General features: G+C 36.9%; 13 protein-coding genes, 9 tRNA genes and 1 rRNA gene. 1 reads left to right on the top strand and 22 read right to left on the bottom strand.

From position 1 onward, the window contains the following. Positions 1–3: 3 nt before the first annotated feature. From P3R27_RS11680 to P3R27_RS11650, 7 genes are all read right to left on the bottom strand, one after another. Positions 4–2346 carry a VirB4-like conjugal transfer ATPase, CD1110 family gene (locus P3R27_RS11680; protein WP_034689516.1) on the bottom strand — a complete coding sequence of 781 codons (2343 nt, stop codon included), beginning with the start codon at positions 2344–2346 and terminating at the stop codon, positions 4–6. Beyond that, the gene (locus tag P3R27_RS11675) at positions 2343–2693 is read right to left on the bottom strand and encodes a PrgI family protein (RefSeq protein WP_019722807.1); all 351 of its coding nucleotides are present in this window, start codon (positions 2691–2693) and stop codon (positions 2343–2345) included. Before P3R27_RS11675 ends, P3R27_RS11680 begins: the two co-directional genes overlap by 4 nt. Before the next feature lie 9 nt (positions 2694–2702). Then, on the bottom strand, positions 2703–3527 hold the full coding sequence (locus tag P3R27_RS11670; RefSeq protein WP_034689517.1) for a VirB6/TrbL-like conjugal transfer protein, CD1112 family: 825 nt from the start codon (positions 3525–3527) through the stop codon (positions 2703–2705). A gap of 34 nt (positions 3528–3561) precedes the next feature. Beyond that, on the bottom strand, positions 3562–3789 hold the full coding sequence (locus P3R27_RS11665) for a hypothetical protein (protein ID WP_034689518.1): 228 nt from the start codon (positions 3787–3789) through the stop codon (positions 3562–3564). 413 nt (positions 3790–4202) lie between these two features. Beyond that, a complete protein-coding gene (locus P3R27_RS11660) occupies positions 4203–5900 on the bottom strand; it encodes a VirD4-like conjugal transfer protein, CD1115 family (RefSeq protein WP_126134442.1) in 1698 nt (565 codons plus the stop codon). Positions 5901–5954: 54 nt separating this feature from the next. After that, positions 5955–8771 carry a hypothetical protein gene (locus P3R27_RS11655; RefSeq protein ID WP_126134417.1) on the bottom strand — a complete coding sequence of 939 codons (2817 nt, stop codon included), beginning with the start codon at positions 8769–8771 and terminating at the stop codon, positions 5955–5957. A gap of 530 nt (positions 8772–9301) precedes the next feature. Further along, a complete protein-coding gene (locus P3R27_RS11650) occupies positions 9302–10723 on the bottom strand; it encodes an AcpB/EbpR/MafR family transcriptional regulator (RefSeq protein ID WP_301356745.1) in 1422 nt (473 codons plus the stop codon). A gap of 472 nt (positions 10724–11195) precedes the next feature. On the opposite strand from P3R27_RS11650, the gene P3R27_RS11645 reads away from it, so the two are divergent. Then, complete coding sequence (locus P3R27_RS11645; protein ID WP_301356744.1) at positions 11196–12626, top strand: AcpB/EbpR/MafR family transcriptional regulator; 1431 nt, start codon at positions 11196–11198, stop codon at positions 12624–12626. Positions 12627–12708: 82 nt separating this feature from the next. Here P3R27_RS11645 and gor read toward each other — a convergent pair whose 3' ends face one another. The 15 genes from gor to rrf form a co-directional block, all read right to left on the bottom strand. Beyond that, positions 12709–14055 carry a glutathione-disulfide reductase gene (gor, locus tag P3R27_RS11640; RefSeq protein ID WP_034689525.1) on the bottom strand — a complete coding sequence of 449 codons (1347 nt, stop codon included), beginning with the start codon at positions 14053–14055 and terminating at the stop codon, positions 12709–12711. A 145-nt stretch (positions 14056–14200) separates the two neighbouring features. Continuing rightward, positions 14201–15442: a peptidase U32 family protein gene (locus P3R27_RS11635; protein ID WP_019723386.1), complete on the bottom strand. Its 1242-nt coding sequence runs from the start codon at positions 15440–15442 to the stop codon at positions 14201–14203. Between the two features lie 18 nt (positions 15443–15460). Further along, positions 15461–16384, bottom strand: coding sequence for a peptidase U32 family protein (locus tag P3R27_RS11630; RefSeq protein ID WP_301356743.1), 924 nt, complete (start codon positions 16382–16384; stop codon positions 15461–15463). Between the two features lie 370 nt (positions 16385–16754). Further along, positions 16755–19229 (bottom strand): ATP-dependent Clp protease ATP-binding subunit, encoded by a 2475-nt coding sequence (locus P3R27_RS11625; protein WP_034689529.1) that lies wholly within the window; start codon positions 19227–19229, stop codon positions 16755–16757. A 7-nt stretch (positions 19230–19236) separates the two neighbouring features. Next, positions 19237–19704 carry a CtsR family transcriptional regulator gene (locus tag P3R27_RS11620; protein WP_010733901.1) on the bottom strand — a complete coding sequence of 156 codons (468 nt, stop codon included), beginning with the start codon at positions 19702–19704 and terminating at the stop codon, positions 19237–19239. A gap of 164 nt (positions 19705–19868) precedes the next feature. Further along, positions 19869–19942, bottom strand: a tRNA-Arg gene (locus tag P3R27_RS11615). A 64-nt stretch (positions 19943–20006) separates the two neighbouring features. Further along, a tRNA-Pro gene (locus P3R27_RS11610) sits at positions 20007–20080 on the bottom strand. 17 nt (positions 20081–20097) lie between these two features. Continuing rightward, a tRNA-Arg gene (locus P3R27_RS11605) sits at positions 20098–20171 on the bottom strand. 10 nt (positions 20172–20181) lie between these two features. Further along, positions 20182–20267 (bottom strand) — tRNA-Leu (locus tag P3R27_RS11600). A 17-nt stretch (positions 20268–20284) separates the two neighbouring features. Then, positions 20285–20356 (bottom strand) — tRNA-Gly (locus P3R27_RS11595). 10 nt (positions 20357–20366) lie between these two features. Continuing rightward, positions 20367–20439, bottom strand: a tRNA-Thr gene (locus P3R27_RS11590). Between the two features lie 26 nt (positions 20440–20465). After that, a tRNA-Leu gene (locus P3R27_RS11585) sits at positions 20466–20547 on the bottom strand. A gap of 7 nt (positions 20548–20554) precedes the next feature. Continuing rightward, positions 20555–20627: transfer RNA gene (locus P3R27_RS11580), tRNA-Lys, on the bottom strand. Positions 20628–20630: 3 nt separating this feature from the next. After that, positions 20631–20703, bottom strand: a tRNA-Val gene (locus P3R27_RS11575). A gap of 12 nt (positions 20704–20715) precedes the next feature. After that, positions 20716–20831 (bottom strand): 5S ribosomal RNA (rrf, locus tag P3R27_RS11570). Positions 20832–20841: the final 10 nt, after the last annotated feature.

Below are 20841 nucleotides of genomic sequence, written 5' to 3'. Positions count from 1 at the left end.
CTATCAAGTTTCTCCAGGTTTCGTTGACATCATCTTATAGAGCTGCGTATCTTTAGGGAAATGATCATAAAAGGGTAACGTTGTATCCCCAAACACCATTAGACCATACCCTTCTGGAGAGTTCACTACGTATTTTTCTTGTTCTTCTGAAATATCAAACAGTCTAACTAGCTGTGTGCGGTCTGATTTTGCTTGATTCAACATCATGATAAAATCGCTATTTGACAACATCCGTCGAGCTAAATCGGACAATAGTAAGGTTTCGACGTTCTGGGTAATGCCAGTCGGGATTGCTCCCCACTTTCGTGCACGACTCCATAGTTCAAAGAAGTAGTTCTCAGAATATTCATTCGTAAACAAAAGCTGCATTTCATCGATATATAACCACGTACGAACACCACGTTCACGGTTGGTCGTGATTCGATTCCACACTTGGTCTAATACAATCAGCATCCCCATCGTTTTCAATTGTTTTCCTAGATCCTTGATATCATAAATCACTAAACGCTTGGTAATGTCGACATTTGTCTCGGCAGAAAAGACCGATAAACTTCCTTCAATATAGATTTCAAGATCCATGACTAACTGCTTGGCTTCTTCTTCTTCTTGTTCTTTTAAAATATTGTAAAAGTCAATGAAGGTTGGCGTACGGTCATTCAACACTTCATATGTTCGACGACAAACACGGTCAATCAACGTTTTTTGTGCCGAACTTAGCCCCAAGGCACCACCAATGATCAGGTCAAATAACGAAATCAAGAACTCTGATTTTAGCACGACCGGATCAGTATCATCTCCATAGTTCTCATTGATATCCATGGGATTGATCGTTGTCGGTGAATCACTCGAGATTTTGATGATCTCACCGTTGAAATTTTGACCAATAACAGAATATTCTCGCTCAGGATCAATAATGATGACTTCATCATCTGCATCGCGCAGTAGTACATTGACGATTTCACGTTTGACTGAGAAACTTTTACCAGAACCTGGTGTTCCTAGAACGAATCCATTCGGTGCTTTTAATAATTTTCGATCGAGTGAAAGAATATTTTTTGAAATCGCATTGACACCATAATACTTCCCATTTTCTTGAATCAAATCCGAAATCGTGAATGGGATAAAAATGGCGGTACTTGCTGTTGAAAGTGTTCGATCTAATGGAATCGCATTGATTCCCAACGGTAATGTTGCATTCAAGCCATTTTCTTGCATGAACTCCAATTCAATGAGTTTAAATCCAAAGCGACGAGACACTGAGTTTATTTCATCATGGACCTCAGCCAATTTTTCTTTCGTGGGTGAATGGAAATAGACAGATCCTGTTATCGCATATAATTTTTGTCCCCTGTTTTGTAGGTCATCCACCAGTCCTTTGGCTTCTGTTAATGAGTAAGAGAGTTCATAAGAGAGCATCTCAAAGTCATATCCACTTTGTAATGCCTTCTTCTGCTCATCCACTTTTTGTTGTTCCATAAAAGCCAATTTCGTCTTCACTAAATCAAAGGCTTCATCTTGATCCATTGGTTCAATATGTAAAGATACAACAATTTCACGAGGGATTTCTAACATTTCAAAAAGAAACGTATCTGATAATTCAGAAGGGTATTCTTGTAAATATAATGTTTTTGTATAGTGATCATCTATTTTTACGTGGTTTTTGTTTTCCTTAAATTCCATGACTTCAGGTAGTACCTCGTCGACTTCTGTCTTAACCGTCTTGTCATTCGTTAATAAAATTTCAGAAATCATATGTAATAATTTTGTTTTTTCTACCTTTTTTGCTTGACTGCCTAAGCGACTAGCAAACATTTCAAAACGATCTGCTACCATCTCTAATTCTTTTTGCGCAATCTCCAACGTAGGATGTTTCTGCACAAAAGTAAATAAGATCGTTTTTTTGAAGCCATTTTTTTCTTCATCTAATTTCCTTGAAATGACTTGATTCATTTCCTCACGATATGAATCGAGGAAATCATTTTTTGCCTTGTAATAAAGAACCGATTGCAAATCAGCAAGCGGTCGTTTCTTTTTATAAACAGTGAGTTGCAACTTTGTTTTACTACTCAATGAATTTAAAAAGTCGCAGTATTGAGAGAAAATTTCAATTTGATGATCGTCAGAAGATAATTGATAATTGATATCTTGTAACTCAAGCGTTAATGAATAGGTAAATTCATCGATTTTACAAATACCACTTTCATAAATCTCTTCAAACCTAAACGTATCTCTAAAAGGATCAATATCCTCTTTCTTCTTTGATTTAGGTTTACTAATAAATTCTTTTTCCTCATCTTTTGTTTTTTTAGTTGGTTTTAACGCTTTGAGTGCTTTTAACTTCATCATGTTTCTTGCCCGCCTACATCTTCAATTTCTTTATTCATTTCTTCCTTAGGCTTCTTTTTTCGTGTCCCTGGTGCCACATGGTATTTGAAAAATTGTTTAAGATAGATGTCAAATGTCAACCCATTTCTTTTAAACCAACCAAATGAAACGATTGGAATGGATGAAAGAATCATAAACCAACTTGTGATTTCCATAGGAATCTTTAATCCTGCAATGAAAATCAAACTGATCAAGACATTTACTCCAGCTGCAATAGCTAAACAAAGCAGCTGCTTTAAATTCATTCCTGCAATTACCTTTTCTTTATATTCTTTAATATCCTTTGGTATCTTTACCTCAACTGCCATAGTTCCTCCTTACGATGCTGACATCAATGTTTTTGCCCATCCCTTAGTTTTATTTACAGAAAGCAATAAAGCAATCATGTAAACTGTCAAACCTAAAATAATCCCAAAAATTCCTGAACCAACTTCTTCCATGATACGATGAAAAATCGTCGGATAAATTACCAATACTAACGCGATGAATGTTCCCTGTAGACCGAGTGCAGCGAAATTTTTGAAGAATCCCTTGCTCATCACGGAAAACTCTTGACTCGGTAAAGCACTCATCGGAATTGGGGCCATCGCACAAAATATATACATCTCCAAAAAACGAAGATAAATGGTAACTTGAACCAGTACGCGCACAACAAGTGATGCTAAAAACAGGATACACATCACGAGTAATACGACTAATTGTGACCACCAACTTAGTTGAGAGACCGCTTGTCTGACTGCATCTGCTGTATCTCTTACAGTTGAAGCATTTCCAATTGTTAAAATCCTAGTGGTTAGATTGCCGGCAATGATAACCATACCATCTAAAATATCTTGAATTCTTAAAATAACTATGTAACAAATGACGAATTTGATCAATGCTTTGATAATCATCTCAAATCCTAACATGGGAGCTCCACCTGCACCTTCAACTTTCGTTGAGATTTTTTGAAACTCTAATAGAATAAAAATTGCTAGAATGGATAAAGCAAGTGGCCCAACTACGTGTTGCTGTAGTCGTTCCACTAAACTGTAGGCATCATATATGTAACTTCGTAAATCCATTCCTAAAACATTTTTTAAATCGTCCCCATTAAGAAATGTCATGATTTGATCAAAGATAGTCATAATTGCAGATTCCATATGCTATACTCCTACTCTTCTTTTTGCGCAACGATTATGGTAAAAATGATCCAATGTTGAATGAAGTAGCAAACCAACCCGCAGCGACTAGAATCAATCCACCACCAACAATCTGCCAAATCCCTTGTTGTAATTGAGGGCCATTTTTATCTTTTAACGCACCAGCGAGGATAATTGTTCCCCAAATCAACCATAGTCCACCACCAATTAATGTAAACTGTGAAACTAATCCAAATACTTGTTCTAATAATTGTGCATCCATAATTTTGCTAATCTCCTTTTTTGTAAAAATAATTTTTTATTTTATTTCATAAATTTAGTATATGCGAAATTCTCTGTTTACTTGTATCAGTTATTTCTTCCATTAGAAATTTTAGAATAAATAGGGCCCGTTCCTTTAGTAGATGAACTGGATAATCGCCTATTAGCAAATGAATTTTGTTTTAAGGACTAGAACCATCCTTTACAATTAACCTTCGATAATAAACCGCCCACATGTTATTCTTACTGACTATTTCTATATTGCTTCAACGTCCGATCACTAAAATAAACAAATTTCATTGTTCTTTTCAGTGATCCTTGATTTTTAGCTACTAAAAAGCACCACATTCTCAAACTAACATTCGAATGAAGGTGCTCTCTATTTATTTATGAGTGATTCATTGATCGAACTAGTTAAGCAGATAAATTTCGTTCATACATATAGGAATTTGTTACATCGCCTAACTTCTTATAGTTTTTATGTTTCATAATATCATATTTCTTTGATAAAAACGGATGAACTCCGCGAATTTTCAAGATACACTCCTGTCCTTTGAGACTTGCTACTTCATCAGGGTCCATCAAGTTCCGTCCTAATTTCTGGAAGTTCTCACTAAAGGAACCATTGCTTCCTTTGGTGACACTTGTATTTCTTTGTTCAATCGTTTGTTTCCCTAGCAATTTTGAGATATATTCATGCGTACTTTGTTCCATTCCGCCTAAATATAAAAAGACATCACTGGTCCCAATAATTGTTTCCCACGTATCTTTATACAAGGTTTTTAGCTGACTGATATTTTGTAAAATAACATTTGTGGAGATTTCACGGCTTCGAATAACCGAAATCACTTTTTCAAAATCAGGAATTTGTCCAATATTGGCAAACTCATCTAGGATACAACGGACATGACAAGGTAATCGTCCCTTATAAACGTTATCGGCTTTATAAACTAACATGTCAAATAATTGCTGATACATCATACTCGCTAAAAAGTTGAAACTGGTATCTGTATCAGGCAATAAGATATATAAGATCGTTTTGACATCACCAACTGTATCCAGCTCAAGTGTATCTTGTGAAACGAGTTCCTTGATACTTGGGATATCAAATGGTGACAACCGCACGCCTAGACTGACTAAGATACTTTTCGTCGTTTTATCACCAGAAAGTTTAAAAATCTTGTACTGTGATACCGCAAAGTTTGTCGGATCTTTTTGTTCTAACTCATTGAATAAAATATCTAATGGGCTGACATAGCCAGGCACATCTTCTTCAATATCTGCTAAACGGACTAATTCAATCACGTTTCCTAACGTCCGATCTTCTGCGGTTACTTCTTGGATCAAAAAGCTAAAAATAGCCATCAATAGGGCTGTTTCAGCTTTTTCCCAAAAATCGTCTCCGCCTTTTTTATCTGGGTTCGTCGTATTTTTGATAAGATTGTTCACGATTTTCAAGATATCATCCTCTGTTTGGATATATTGAAACGGGTTGTACTGATGCGTATCTCTTCGGTTGATCAAGTCAAAAATCTTGATTTGATAACCCGCTTCTTCAAACATTTTGCCTGTTTCAGCTAATAATAAGCCTTTAGAATCACTGACGACATAAGAGGAATGCATTTGCATCAAGTTAGGTTTTACATAAAATCGCGTCTTACCACTACCGGCTCCTCCCACCACAACGACATTTTTATTTCGATTAAAATTATCGTTTCGTGTAATCTTCATACGTCCTGATAATGATAAGCTTTCACTCTTCGTCAACAAGATATTGAAGTCTTTTTTCTTATCAAGAAATGCACGGATGTCGCTGTACTTTCCCCATCGTGCACTTCCATATTCTTCATTAGGGCGGGTATTCTTCTCATCAAACGTCTTATATAAGACAAAAAGTACATAGGAAATAGCAGCAACCGCTGCTATCCCTAATGACATTGGTTCATAAGAAAATTGTGGGGCAAATCTAGAAAGTTCTTCAAATGTTCGGTTGAATGCTGTTAGTAAATTATCTACAAATGATAAATTCCCAGTATTCTCTGCTAAAAATAAATAACCAATACGATTACCCACATAAAGCAGAATACCAATTACTAACACATGCACTACCATAAGCTGCCGGGAATTTTTCAAATTTTTTTATTTCCTTTCAGTCAAAGTTATTTTTTATAATTGTGTCGTTTTAGTTTTCTTATTATTTTGAATTTGAGCCTGGGCTTGCTGACTACGCGCTCGGTTATTTCGCTCATTTGATAATTGCAACGAATTTCTTCTTAATGACTCAAAGCTTGCTTGTCGTCCGATATCTGGACTCGTACCGGAAAAGCTTGCACGACGTTCGATTGACGGATGTTCTCTATTTGTCAATGCGACTGGTTCTTTCAAGCCAGCTGGTGTTGGTTCTACCTTCGTTTGCGATGTATTTGGCTGAAGTATTGTACTATCCCTTGATTTCATCTCAATGACTTTCGATTCTTTCGCCGTCTCAGAGGTTCGTTCAGGTCTTTCTGTCGTTTTTTGTTGCTCATTGGTCAGGACTTGCTCAGGTGCTTTCGTTTTCTCTTCAAGACTTGCAATGGCAGAGACTTTCTCCCTAAATTCTTTTGAATCTAAAGATTGGCACTTTCCGAGCTCTTGGCATTCTAAAATTTTTTCATTCACTTTTTTTTCAAATGCCAGATCCTCTCTTTTGGCTACACGGCTTTCAAGTCGTTTGAAAACAAATTTGTCTAATAATTGGATCCCAATTCCAATACTGACACCAATCAAAGCCACGACGCCTAACTGCATCAAGAATGGCGCAGCCATAGAAGTTGTTAGCATTGGTACTAACGCAGATAGAGCAAACATTCCACCTATTCCTAGAGCCAGTGGTACAGCCAACATGATAAATAAAGATAATTTATTTTTCATGACATAATCAAACATCCGTTTTGGTGCATGGCGAATTGTTTCCCATGCACGTTTCGATTTTGATTGTTTTTCTTCTATTTCAGCTGTACTTGCACCTTCTTTGGTTGGTACTTCTATTCCTACAAGTTTGTCTTTTCCTTTGAGATCCTTAGAAGTTAACCCTTCTTTTGTTACTTCAGATTTCTCTATTCCTTCTGCCAATTTTTCATTTACTGGAATTGCTTCTTTCATTTGTTCCGCTGGCTGCTTTTGTTTCCCAAACGGCAATTTTTCACGTACTTTCGCCAATCCACGAGCCATTGGCCCAAATACTCTTGGAAATTTCTGTACTAACTTATTAAATAGCTGAGGAATTTTCTTTTTCGCATAAATAATTGCTTTTGAACCAAAAAAACTGGCAGTGACAAAACCAACTGCAGCGTTCACAAACTGTTGCCCAAAAATAGCCATTGCTGTAGATGGTAAAATAGATCCAACCCATGATACAGCAAACGGTAACATAGCAATCGGCCATAGATTAAGCAACCACCTAGCTGCACGAATTTTTCGGGAGTTTCTGAAAAATGATTGTTTTAATTTTGAGTGATTTAATTCACTCAACTTTTTCGTTTGTTCTTTTATTCCTCGAGTTTCTTCCTGTAATCCTTTGATATCTTTATCCATCTGTTTGATACTTTCAGCAGATAAATCTTTGGTCATTTTTTTTAATTTTTCAGGATCCGCTAAAACCGCCTTAAGTTCCTTTGCAAATGGCACGTCTTCGGTCGTGTTTCTCTGTTTGATCCGCTTCAATAAAACATCAGCATTCTTGTTTTTAGCTTCAAGCAACTCAACTTTTGCTTGAAGATTTTCAACATATGCTTTGATAAGATCTGCTTTTTTGCTCTCAAGATTTTCACGTATAACTGATTCTTTTATTGGTTCTTCTACGATTGGTTTCTGTAGCTTCTTTTTTTGGGGAACCTCGTTCATGATCACATTGACCTCGATCGGAGGTGGATTTTTTTCAACAGTAGAGCGATCTACTTCATCTTTTTTTGGTTCTTCCGCAACCACTAGATTTGGTTCGCGTTCAATCTTAGATGTAGTAATAGTCGCCTCACGATCAGCCTTACTTAGGACAACAGCTTCCTTTGCTTGCTCTGCTTTCACTTCTACCGAACGAACGACTTCTATTTCAACCTTATCTGTATAGTCAATCAGCCCTTTTGTTTCAGCAATTTCATTTTGAAATCCTTCTTTTATTGCACTAATTGCTTGAAGTTTTGACACTAACACTTCGTCTGAATCATTTTTATTTGCCGTAAATTCAGAAAAAGAATGAGAACGTCGCAAAGGTTCTGGTTGATCTGTGTCTACCGCAACCTTCTCTATCTTATCCTTTAATTCTTTTTGGACGATCTCAATTTTTTTAACCTTCTCTTCAGCTAATTGAACCTTTTGTTCAAGGACTGTCTTTTTACTTTTCTTTATTTTTCCAATCTCAGCCCTTAACTTATTGACCTCATTTTCTTTCGCTACTAGTCCTACTCTATGGGCGGTCAATTCTTTTTTAAATTCGTCTTTTTTGATCAATGCGAGAACGATTGCTGAATCAACTTGCTGGTCTTTTGTATTTGCTTTTAAAACACTTTGAGCACTTCCATATTTGTCTAATTCTTTTTGATGACCTTCCAGGGTTGATTGAACTTTTGTTAATCCCGCGTGTTTTTCGGTATACATATCGTCGATAGCCTGTTGCTTAGAAGAGCTGATGACTCCAATCCCATTGATGGTCGCTATGTCCCGTTCTAGACGAATAATTTCTGATTGGAAATCAAGGATTTTAAGCTCTTTGGTAATATTTTCTTTCTTATCACGAATCAACTCATTATGCGTCGTATCAAAATTTATGTCTTTGCTTTCATTTCTGATTTTTTCATCAATTGGAGATCCAATGATTTTGTTGATAATCGCTTCATTTTTATATGAAAATATAGACAGAAATGATTCATTGATATTACTTTTATTATTTTCTTTAAGCTTGTCTTCTCTAAGCATCTTTTCTTTAGATACATCTTCTATAGACATCCATCACTCACTCCTCTCTCATTTTCCTTTGCATTATCTCGAGTGTCCTGTCGTTAGAGATTGGCCAGAATAGGTGCGCAGCTGATTCGTTTGTTGCCGGGCTTGTGATACTCGCGTATTCAATCGACTATCTTGCGATATGTTTGAGCGGATTGACATACGATCTAAGTTGTTTTCCCTCTGTTGTGAAGCTACTCCACGCGAACGTACAAACGCTTTTTTTTGTGTCCTTTTTTCCCATCCTTTTTTTAACATCTTTCCAATGAACTTCCCAATTGCTTTGGTGACTACCCAAAGTATTTTAAAAGTTAAAAATAACGCCTTGAATGCACAACTATATACCCCAACCAGTAAAAAAATCGCTAACTTATTCATTTAATTCCCCAGCTCACTTTCTTTATAATATCCCTACCCTAACCAACTCGAACTAGCAGATGCTTTAAGCGTACCTGAGTTTCGACTGCCTCTACTATCTATTTTTTCAAAATTGATAAAAAGATGAAAAAAACGTCCAACATAACGATTTTCTATTAAGAAGAATAGAGACACTGCTCAAAATTATTCCAAAAAATAGAAGTAGGAACTTTAGAGATTTTCAAAATTTCGGAGGTGATCCGATCAAAATTTAAGGATAGATCAGTCAAAATCAAATCGTATTGATTGATTAATTGATAATCAATAGAAAAAACGTCCTTTTCATAGATATCAATATTTTTTAAAAATGGATGCTTATGTAGAATCAAATTTTTATATAAAAGAGATAAGCCAACTTCTTGAGAACTTAATAATAAAATCGACTTCTCTTGTATTTTGGGTTCAATCATTCGTAACAAATCATTTGAAGAAATGATTAATTCGAGTAATAATTCTTTATGTAATAGTTCGCTTTGCTCGACAAAATTTAATTGCGCAATTTGCAAAGATTTTTGATAGGCTTGCCAGATCTTAGGATTGTTCTCCATCATTTTTTTATAAAATATATCGGCATAGCTTACTTTGAAGATGGCTAATTCTTTATAAAAATTGATAAAATCAAAAAAATATTCGATTTCCGTAGTGTTGATCGGCATATCAATTGCTAATAGACTGTAAAAACTTTGAAGAAACCTTTCAATATTCTGCTCTAATCTCTGATCACGATGTTGGATCTCTGTAAACATTAGGCCAAAATAGGAAGTGAGAATATTGGAAACATTTTTTTGTGTGACATTGAATTTATATTTTTGACTCATCAACGTACAAAAAACTGTATCACTTTGGATGATCTCCAAGATGGTACCTACGATCTGCTCGTTGTCGATCAATTCTTTCTCAGGAATAAGATGTTTATTACCAATTCGAATAATCGAAGAATAAATATAATACACCGAATAAATCACTTTTGGTGTACTAATTGTTCTTTTTTGTACCTTCAAACAACGTCTGAGCATCTGATAAATCGTATCGAAGTAAGGAAATTCTTTTACTTTATAAATTTCCTTGAACATACTAGCAAATAAACGTCGAATCTCGATTTCATTTCCAGTGATCGTTAATTTGTTCTCTAATTTAATTTGGACATTGATTTTTTCTTTCAAGAAATATGTATTCATTTTGACAACGATCCTGCGGATACTCGTTTTACTTAAAAATAATTTCGTCGCAATCTCAGATAGAGAAGGTTCTGTAATGAATATGTACTTCAAAATTTTCACATTTGTTGAATTATTAAGTATCCTGACAAATATATCATCCAAGTTCAATTTCTTTGGTATCGAAAGCGATACCTCTTTGTACTGATTGGTTTCAATACGAGCTGGAAAACAAGCCGTATTAAAACTATCGATATCTGCCGCAATCGTCTTATCTGTAATACTCAATTCTTTGGCTAGGTTAATAATATTCGATGGCTCAATATTTAGCAAATAAAGCAATGAAATTTGTCTCTCTAATTGTTTCTCAAGTACACCCATAATCAACAAGCTCCTTTCATTTTAAAAACCTATACTGTATCGTACAGCTTTTTCGATAATTTCTTAATATTAGTTTTTCTGTTTTATAAAAAACATGTTCAATAATCACATTGCTCGGATGTTATAGTTAAAGATTTGTAAGTGAAATAGACCATTTAGTCCATAGATACATGTTATTCTTAATTTTTTTTGTTCGATAAAAAAATTTAACTCATAGAAATAAAAAACATGTATCAGAAAACTTTACTTTCATGTGGATCAAATGACCACTTCTAGTTATTTAGGTTATCTTATGCTTTTTTTTATTTAATAATGTCTATTAAATAAAAAAGGTAATCTTACTTTAAAATAACCATTGAATATAACAAAAAGAAAAACTCGAATAATTAGAAAAATATGATAAAATAATGTTTATAAAATTAATAAAGGGTGTGAAAAAACAGGTTTTCTATTTTTAGAAGATCTGAAAAGTATGATAAAACGAACAAATATGCTTGAAAAGACTTCTGAAAGGCAGATTAAACTAGCTTTACTCTTAGGCATGGCTGCCATTGACTGTTCGACTTTAGCAGAACAACTTGGAGTAACAAAAAAAACTTTATTGTCCGATATTGTGTTTTTTAACCATACATATTCACCAGTACGCATCAACACCGATAAATATCAAGTAGCTTCTTTACTATTACCACCAGAGATCAATTTGGAAGATTTAATCAAGCAAATACTCAATCAATCAACAAATGTACAAATACTACAGACGATTTTTGAAGTAGAGCCAACGTTATCTAAATTAGCAAATAAATTATATTTAAGTGAAACAAGTATTCGCCGGATCATTACAAACATCAATACTTATTTCAGCGAGATCAATGCGCCATTATCCATACATATCTCCTCAAAACTCAAAATTATTGGGGATGAAAGTTACATCAGGCAATTCTTCTGTAGTATGTTTCGTGAGCAATATACACCACAACAATTGCCCCATTTTTATCATATCTTCGATGTGTTACAACGTTACTATAAAAAGCAAGCAACACATCAAACAATTAGTACATATAAAGTGATTATAAATAGTTTTTATCTTTACACAGCAATCATTCGGATTGGACAAGGTCATTTGTTACCACCAAATCAAGAAAAGCCAATCATCGATCCTTCTTTTTTTGAAATAATAAAAAATAATACTGTGTTTTGTTCAATCATTGAAAAAGAATACGGTTTCAATGTGACAACCACAACTGTCTCAAATCTATTAGAAAAAAAAATCTATTTCCCTTGTGTTCAGCCAGCACCTAATAGTCCGGGGGAATATCAACGGATTCGACAATTTTCGGAACACTTTTATCGTTCCTTATCCCAAGACTTCTCTTTGAATCAAGAAGGTATTCAGAAATTGAATGATTTAATCAATTACAATAAAAACCGACAATTCTTTAAAACAACGTATCTACAGATTTTATCTGAAATCCTATTTACGCATTCGCCTCAGATACTAAAAGTATATAATCAAGCCATTGACTATGCTGGATTAATGATGATCAAACGGAATCAATTACTCTATGAAGAGTTACTATTAGAATTGATTTCATTGTCACCTGCTTTACTGACGACCGTTTTTCCTTACAAAAAGAAGGTGTCTATCTTGATTGTTTCTTATCAGGAAGAAAGAACACTTGCACTGTATAAGCAACTGTTATTCAAAAAAATCCCTGTGATTCATAGGATCCATACATATACTGATAACATTTTTCAAGTAAACTACGACACAGTCAATCAATATGATTTAGTTTTAACAGACATCGAACTGAACCAAGCTAAAACGAAAGCTAAAATGATTAAAATTTCTAAAATACCAACAACCTCATTTTGGAATAACATTGAAACAGTTCTTTATACATAGTTTTATCTGCATAAATCAGAAAAAGCAGACGGATATTCCGTCTGCTTTTTCGATATGGGTATTTCCTCAACTTACTAACGACTTAACGCATTGTAACAAATTCTTCTGCACCTGTTGGATGGATGGCTACTGTATTGTCAAAATCTGCTTTGGTTGCTCCCATTTTGATCGCTACTGCAAAACCTTGTAACATTTCATCGACACCTACACCGATGGCATGCAGCCCAACAATTTTTTCTTCTTCACCCACACAGATCAATTTCATTTCACATTTTTGTCGATAATCGTTTAAAGCAAAATACATTGGCGTGAATCGTGAACGATAGATTTTCAATTGTCCTTCACCGTATGTCGCCAACGCTTGCTCTTCGGTCAATCCGATAGTTGCAATCGGTGGATGAGTAAAGACGACTGTTGGAACTAAATCATAGTCTAAATAAGAATTTTCTTTTCCATTGAACAGCCGCTCGGACAAACGACGACCTGCAGCAATCGCTACTGGCGTCAAGTCGATTTTACCAATTACATCACCGATGGCATAAATGTGTGAATCGGTTGTATTTTGGAATTTATCCACTTTGATAAATCCTTTTTCATCTAATTCAACGTTCGTTTTTTCGATGCCTAATGCATCTGTATTCGGTACACGTCCGCCAGCAAATAACACACACTCTGCCATTAGTGTTTCCCCATTTTCAAAGATAACGGTGTAGACATCCCCGTTCTTTGTTATTTCACTAGCCGTAAAGTTTGCATAAGTGTGGATTCCTGCTTCTTGATACATCTCAATCAAGTTATCAGATAACATTTTATCAAACGTACGTAATGGACGTTCTTTACGATACGCCCACATCACTTCACTTCCCAAGCCATTTAACACACCTGAAAGTTCAGCTGCAATGTAACCAGCACCTAATACGATCGTCGATTTCGGTAATTCTGTCAATGCAAAAAATCCGTTTGAATCAATGGCATATTCACCGCCAGGAATCGTCATCTTGCTTGGTTTTCCACCGGTAGCAATCAAAATATGATCCGCTTGATAGCTTTCACCGTTTACTTCGACGGTTTGACTATCTACAAAGCGAGCATATCCTTTGATTGCTTCAACGTTATTACTATCTAAGCCTCTTTGATAAGCGCCATGAAGGAAATCAATGTATTTCTCACGCTTCTCTACCAGTTCTTTAAAGTCAACATGTTTGACACCTGCTTGGATACCATAGCTTGAAGCATCACGTTCGATCGTTTCTAAGATCGTACTTGCTTGCCACATGACTTTTTTTGGAACACATCCGACATTGACGCATGTGCCACCTAGTTCATTGCCTTCAATCAATAATACTTTCGCTCCATGCATACCGGCACGATTCGCTGAAGCAATGCCTCCAGATCCTCCGCCAATGACAATATAATCATATATTTTCATCTTGTTCCTCCTTTTAGCAGCTGATACTATATTCTACCGCTTATTTTTTAATAAACTTTTTTATCAGCTCTTACAAAAAATAAGTGTAGCACGTTTCTAGTCATTCTGTTGACGAGATGCTCATTTCGCTTGATTGCTTAAAAAATTATTTTCTTTTTCTAATCATATCTCCAGGTTTAACTGGTTGTGTGACTGGCATGGTCAAAATCATCATAGGATTTGGTGCGCGATCAATGGATTCTCCTTCTTCATTGTGCATCACTTCAACCATTTGACTGAAGTGAGTAAAACCAGGCCCATAAAATTCGATTTCATCCCCTACAGAAAAGAGGTTTCTCTGACGGATTGTCGCTTGTTTCGTCTCCTCGTCATAAGATAAGACTTCTCCGACAAATTTATACACAGGGATCTTACGACGTTCACCAAATAATTGTTCATTTTCGCTAGGTGTATCGTAATAAAATCCTGTTGCCAGTTCTCGTTGAGCTACTTTCCATAATTCATCGATCCATTCTTGTTTGCAAACATAGTTTTCAGGATCTTCCATATAACTATCTACAGCTGCTTTATAGACATTTGCGACAGTTGATACATAATGGATCGACTTCATTCGACCTTCGATCTTAAAACTATCCACGCCATTTTCAATCAAGTCAGGAATATGTTCGATCATCGACATATCTACTGCACTCATCGAAAACTCTTCTTCGATTTCGCCAGCATCTGTCAAAGAGTTTCTCTCTTGTCCAAATGGCAAATCATACAATTCATATTTCCAACGACAAGATTGTGAACAGCCTCCACGATTGGCATCACGCATTGACATATGATTCGACAACGTACAACGTCCTGAATAAGAGATACACATTGCTCCATGAATAAAGGCTTCAATCTCTACATCAGTATGTCGACGTATCTCAGCAACTTCTTCCATCGAAACTTCCCGAGCTAAAACTACACGTTCCAAGCCTTCTTCTTTCCAGAATTCCAATGTTTCATAGTTGGTAGCAGAAGCTTGAGTCGATAGATGGATAGGTAAGCCAGGGGCTTCTGTGGCACAGATCTCAATAAGTGCTGGATCAGAGACGATCACTGCTGAAATCCCCACATCGCGCAGGTTACGGAAAAATTCACCAGCTCCTTCGTCATTTCCTTCATGTGTGACCATATTTGCTGCTACATACACTTTCGCTTGATGCTCTTTTGCGAATGCAACGCCTTCTGCCATTTCTTCATAGGTAAAGTTTCCTGCGCGGCTACGTAACCCATAAGCATTACCACCAATATACACAGCATCTGCGCCATAATGGATAGCTGTTTTTAGTTTTTCAAGCGTGCCGGCTGGTGCTAAAACTTCCGGACGTTTTAATTTTCTTTTTGTTGTCATTTTATTTCACCATACTCCTTACTTGATAGATTCAGGATCAATATAAAAGAAACCTGTATCAAGTCCTCGATTTGTTGGATGTAATCCGATGATCTTATTCGTCATCTCTTGCGCTAAGGTTTCTGTCCATGTGTCTGCTAATAATGCTTTTTTTGCCTCAACAAATAATTTAGTGATCTCAACAAATGCTTCACCAGGCGTAAAAACGCCATCTAATTTCCAGGAACGGAAATGATGGGCATAAAGCTGTGGGAGTTCATTACTTAAATTGATATCATTATTCGCAAAAATATGCGTACCATGTGAATCTTCATAAATCGAATAATGTGTATCTTCTTTTTTAGGTTCAGCGAGAAAGAGTCCTCTTTCACGATCTTTTTTTTCGTCCTGTTGCGTGTAGTTATAGTAATTCTGTAATAGTGGACGTTTCGATTGATGGATGCATGTAGCTCCATACACAAGTGTTTCCACAGGAATCTGTAACTTATTTTCCATTTCTTTCATCTCATCAAATGGCACTTCACGTGCTAAAACAGCAGAAATCGCCCCTTTTTTTGCCCAAAAATTGATTTGACGTGCACTCGTAACCAATGTTTCTGCATCAAAAACATAAGGGATACTCAACTCTGGATTTTTTCTCATGGTATAGATAATCCCAGTATCACCAACTGTGATCATGTCCACATTGATTTCTTTTAAAAATTGCAGATACTCTGGAACTTTTTTCATTTTTTCAGGATGAATGATCCCATTGACAGCTATATTTACTTTTTTACCGTACCGATGTGCCAGCGCAACTAATTCGCGTTTTTCTTCTCTTGTAAAAGAAGTTGGTAAGCGTAGGCCGAAGCGTTCTTCCCCAAAATATAAGGTATCCACTCCTGCTTCAAGCAATTCTTCTGCTTGTTTCATTGATTCTATAGTAGTTATGATTTCGATCATCATTTCCTCCTCCTACAACTCCATAATAGTAGCACAGCTCTGAAAACTTTCCAATACTTCTTACATTTATTATTGATTGTAACGATACTGTAAAATAATTTCTGTCTTATCAATTGTGTCCCTATTGATTTAGAAATAACCCTTTAGAAAAAACAAAAAGGGAGTGGGACATTCGTTCACCTCCCTCACCTATAACCGAATAAACGGCGGGAACAGAAGTAACCTCTTCGAAAATAAGGCGCCATCCACAAAAATTTGAAAAACAATTTCGTGGATGGCGCCTTATTTCTCGAGGCTGAACACTTCTGTCCCGACCTCTTCTGGCTTGTCTATCAGAGCTAGCTATTTCTGTTGCAATCTTACTCTATCATTATACTTTAGCAGTTATTTTCTTAGGTTCACGCACATTCACTGTGATTTTGCCCTTCGAAGCGCCAACAGTGATTTGATCGCCTAAATGGATTTCTCCTCCAAGCAGAGCTTCGCTCAAACGATCTTCTACTTCTTTTTGTAATGCCCGTCTTAGTGGTCGTGCACCATACTCTGGATCAAAACCGACTTTCCCAATCACATCAACTGCTGCTGGCGTGATTTTCACTAAGATATCTTGTTCTTTCAACCGTTTGACGACCGATTGGCTCATGATTTGAACAATCGCATGGACTTCATCTTTTGTTAATGAATGAAAAACGACTGTCTCATCAATACGGTTCAAGAATTCAGGACGAAAAGCTTTCTTCAGCTCTTCAAGTATCCGTTTTTGCATCGCTTGATGATCCTTAGTAATATCTTGGACGTTGAATCCAACATTTTTTTCCTCACGGATTTGAGTAGCACCAATATTAGAAGTCATGATCATGATCGTATTTCTAAAGTCTACTTTTCTTCCTTTCGCATCTGTTAAATGACCGTCATCTAACACTTGTAATAATAAATTGAAGACATCTGGATGAGCTTTTTCCACTTCATCTAGCAAGATAACTGAGTAAGGTTTTTGACGAATTTTTTCCGTCAATTGTCCACCTTCATCATAACCCACATAGCCTGGAGGCGAACCGATCAAACGACTCGTACTATACTTCTCCATAAATTCAGACATGTCGACACGAATCAATGCGTCCTCTTCACCAAACATTACTTCTGATAATGCTTTCGCAAGTTCTGTTTTTCCGACTCCTGTTGGACCTAAAAACATGAAGGAACCAATCGGGCGATTTGGATCTTTTAAGCCACTACGCGCCCGTCTGATCGCACGAGAAACAGCTTTGACTGCTTCATCTTGTCCAACAACACGTTCGTGAAGCAATGCTTCTAATTCAAGTAATCGTTGACTTTCTTTCTTTTCTAACTGTTGCAATGGTACACCTGTCCACTCCGAAACAACAGTAGCTACATCTTCTTCAGTCACTCGATCCGCAAAGCCATTTTTATGTTTTGCTTCAATCGCTAAACGTTTTTCTAGTTTTTTCATTATGCTTTTTTCTTGTCTACGTAAATGCGCAGCTGTTTCAAAATCTTGTTTTTGAATCGCCTGTTCTTTTTCTTTATTCACTTGATCGATTTCTTGTTTCAGTATCGCCGTTTCTGACAAATCGTCCGCTTGTTCCAATCGAACTTTCGCTGCCGATTCATCAATCAAGTCGATCGCTTTATCTGGTAACTGTCTGGAAGTGATATATCGAACAGAAAGATTGACTGCCGCTCGTACTGCTTCATCGGTAATCTCAACATGATGATGTTCCTCATAGCGTGAACGTAAACCACGTAAGATTTCTTCCGCTTCATCTGCTGTTGGTTCATCTACTTGGATACGTGCAAAGCGTCGCTCCAATGCCGAGTCTTTTTCAATATATTTTTGGTATTCATCTAATGTTGTCGCACCAATCGTCTGTAATTCTCCACGTGCTAACGCTGGTTTCAAAATATTCGATGCATCGATGGCACCTTCTGCACCACCAGCACCAATCAATGTGTGTAATTCATCAATAAAGAGAATAACTTGACCATCATGATAAATTTCATCAATGACTTTTTTCATTCGATCTTCAAATTCTCCACGATACTTCGTCCCAGCGACTAACGCCCCCATGTCTAACATCATCAACCGTTTTGCTTTCATCTCTTCAGGTACTTCACCTAAAATGATTTTTTGAGCCAACCCTTCTGCAATCGCAGTTTTACCGACCCCAGGTTCTCCAACTAAAACAGGATTGTTTTTTGTTCGGCGACTAAGTATCTGGATTAACCGTTTGACTTCTCTTGAACGCCCTACGACTGGATCTAATCTGTTTTCTTTTGCTAACTTAGTTAAGTCTCTAGCTAATGAATCTAACGTAGGAGTACCTTGTGTCATTGTCCGCTTTTCTTGTGGATTTCGACGGCGAATACCACCGGTACTCGTGTCCGTACCCATCGTACGCTTCAAAGACTGACGAACTTTGCTCAAACTGATTCCTAAGTTGATCATGATACGAGTAGCCATGATACTCTCATCTTTTAGTAGACTAAGTAAAATATGCTCAGTCCCCACTTTTTTTGCACCCATTTTATTTACTTCGCTATTTGCCAAAGCAAAAGTTTGTTTCATTCGAGGAGAATAAGGAAGAAATACACCTTTTGCATAAGTTTTCACTGTACCATAACCGACTAAATGCTCGATTTCTTCATAAATATCTTTTTCATTCAATTTCATATCTCGTAATACTTTCCCAGCAATCCCGTTGGGTTCGATCACTAAAGCCAATAATATATGTTCTGAACTTACCGTTTGATGTTTGAAGCGTTTTGCTTCTTCTTGGGCAATTTCTAACACACGTTGTGCTCTTTCTGTAAATATTTCTGCCATTTAAATTTCACTCCCCGTCTTCATAGCTTAATCGTTCTAAAAAGGCTCGTAAGATTCGAGCACGCGTATAATCTTCTGTCTCGTTGATGTTCAATGTATTTTTAGCAATCGCACTCAACATCAAGTTTCCCTCTTTTTTGGTAATGATTTGGTCTTCATATAGTTTCTGAATAATGGCGTAGGCATTTTTTTCATTGATTGTTTCGCCAAATAGCAAGTTGATTCGTTCAAGCATTTGTTTTTTATCCGACATCCTCACTTTAGCAATGCGGATATACCCACCACCACCACGTTTACTCTCAACCAAATAGCCACGTTGAATCGTAAAACGTGTATTGATCACATAATTGATTTGTGAAGGAACGCAGTTAAATAGATCTGCCAATTCAATCCTTCGAAGCTCGATCATCTCGTTTTTTTCCAGGATCTTTTTTATATATGATTCAATTAGATCCGAAGTATTTTGTTGTGCCATCCCACTCATTCCTTTGACTAATATTGACCTTAATTATAGCGAATTTACAGGTAGAATGAAAGGAGAACGCTTGTTAGATATTTGATTCGAAGAATAACGATAAGCGACGATTTTTTTATGTAAATAAAAAAACTAGGAATTCAATGAAGTCCCAGTTATTCCAACGCGCCCAAGAGGAGTCGAACCCCTAACCTTTTGATCCGTAGTCAAACACTCTATCCAATTGAGCTATGGGCGCATATTCAATTAATTAAAAATAATCATACAATAGAACGTATAACTTTGCAACAAATAAAAAAAAATCGGGAAGACAGGATTCGAACCTGCGACCCCTTGGTCCCAAACCAAGTGCTCTACCAAGCTGAGCTACTTCCCGAAAAAATAAAAAGACTACGCGCCCAAGAGGAGTCGAACCCCTAACCTTTTGATCCGTAGTCAAACACTCTATCCAATTGAGCTATGGGCGCATATTTGTAATGCCGAGGACCGGAATCGAACCGGTACGGTGATCACTCACCGCAGGATTTTAAGTCCTGTGCGTCTGCCAGTTCCGCCACCCCGGCGCGTAGTACATTGGCAAAGCGGAAAACGGGGTTCGAACCCGCGACCCCCACCTTGGCAAGGTGGTGCTCTACCACTGAGCTATTTCCGCGTATTTACGATGCCGGCTAAAGGACTTGAACCCTCGACCCTCTGATTACAAATCAGATGCTCTACCAACTGAGCTAAGCCGGCGTAAAAAAATAGAATAAATCATATGATGCGGGTGAAGGGACTTGAACCCCCACGCCGTAAGGCGCTAGATCCTAAATCTAGTGCGTCTGCCAATTCCGCCACACCCGCAAAAATATGAGCCGTACAGGGCTCGAACCTGTGACCCTCTGATTAAAAGTCAGATGCTCTACCAACTGAGCTAACGGCTCATATGGAGGTTAACGGGATCGAACCGCTGACCCTCTGCTTGTAAGGCAGATGCTCTCCCAGCTGAGCTAAACCTCCAAAGATAACAAAGCGTGGCGGCGTCCTACTCTCACAAGGGGCAACCCCTCACTACAATCGGCGCTAAGAAGCTTAACTTCTGTGTTCGGCATGGTTACAGGTGTATCCTTCTCGCCATCGCCACCACACTTGGTGTTA

The organism is Enterococcus spodopteracolus (genome assembly GCF_030441955.1).
GTDB classification, from domain to species: domain Bacteria; phylum Bacillota; class Bacilli; order Lactobacillales; family Enterococcaceae; genus Enterococcus_B; species Enterococcus_B spodopteracolus.
Note: the sequence above shows the minus strand (reverse complement) of the source record. Positions and strands in the feature narration are given on the sequence as shown.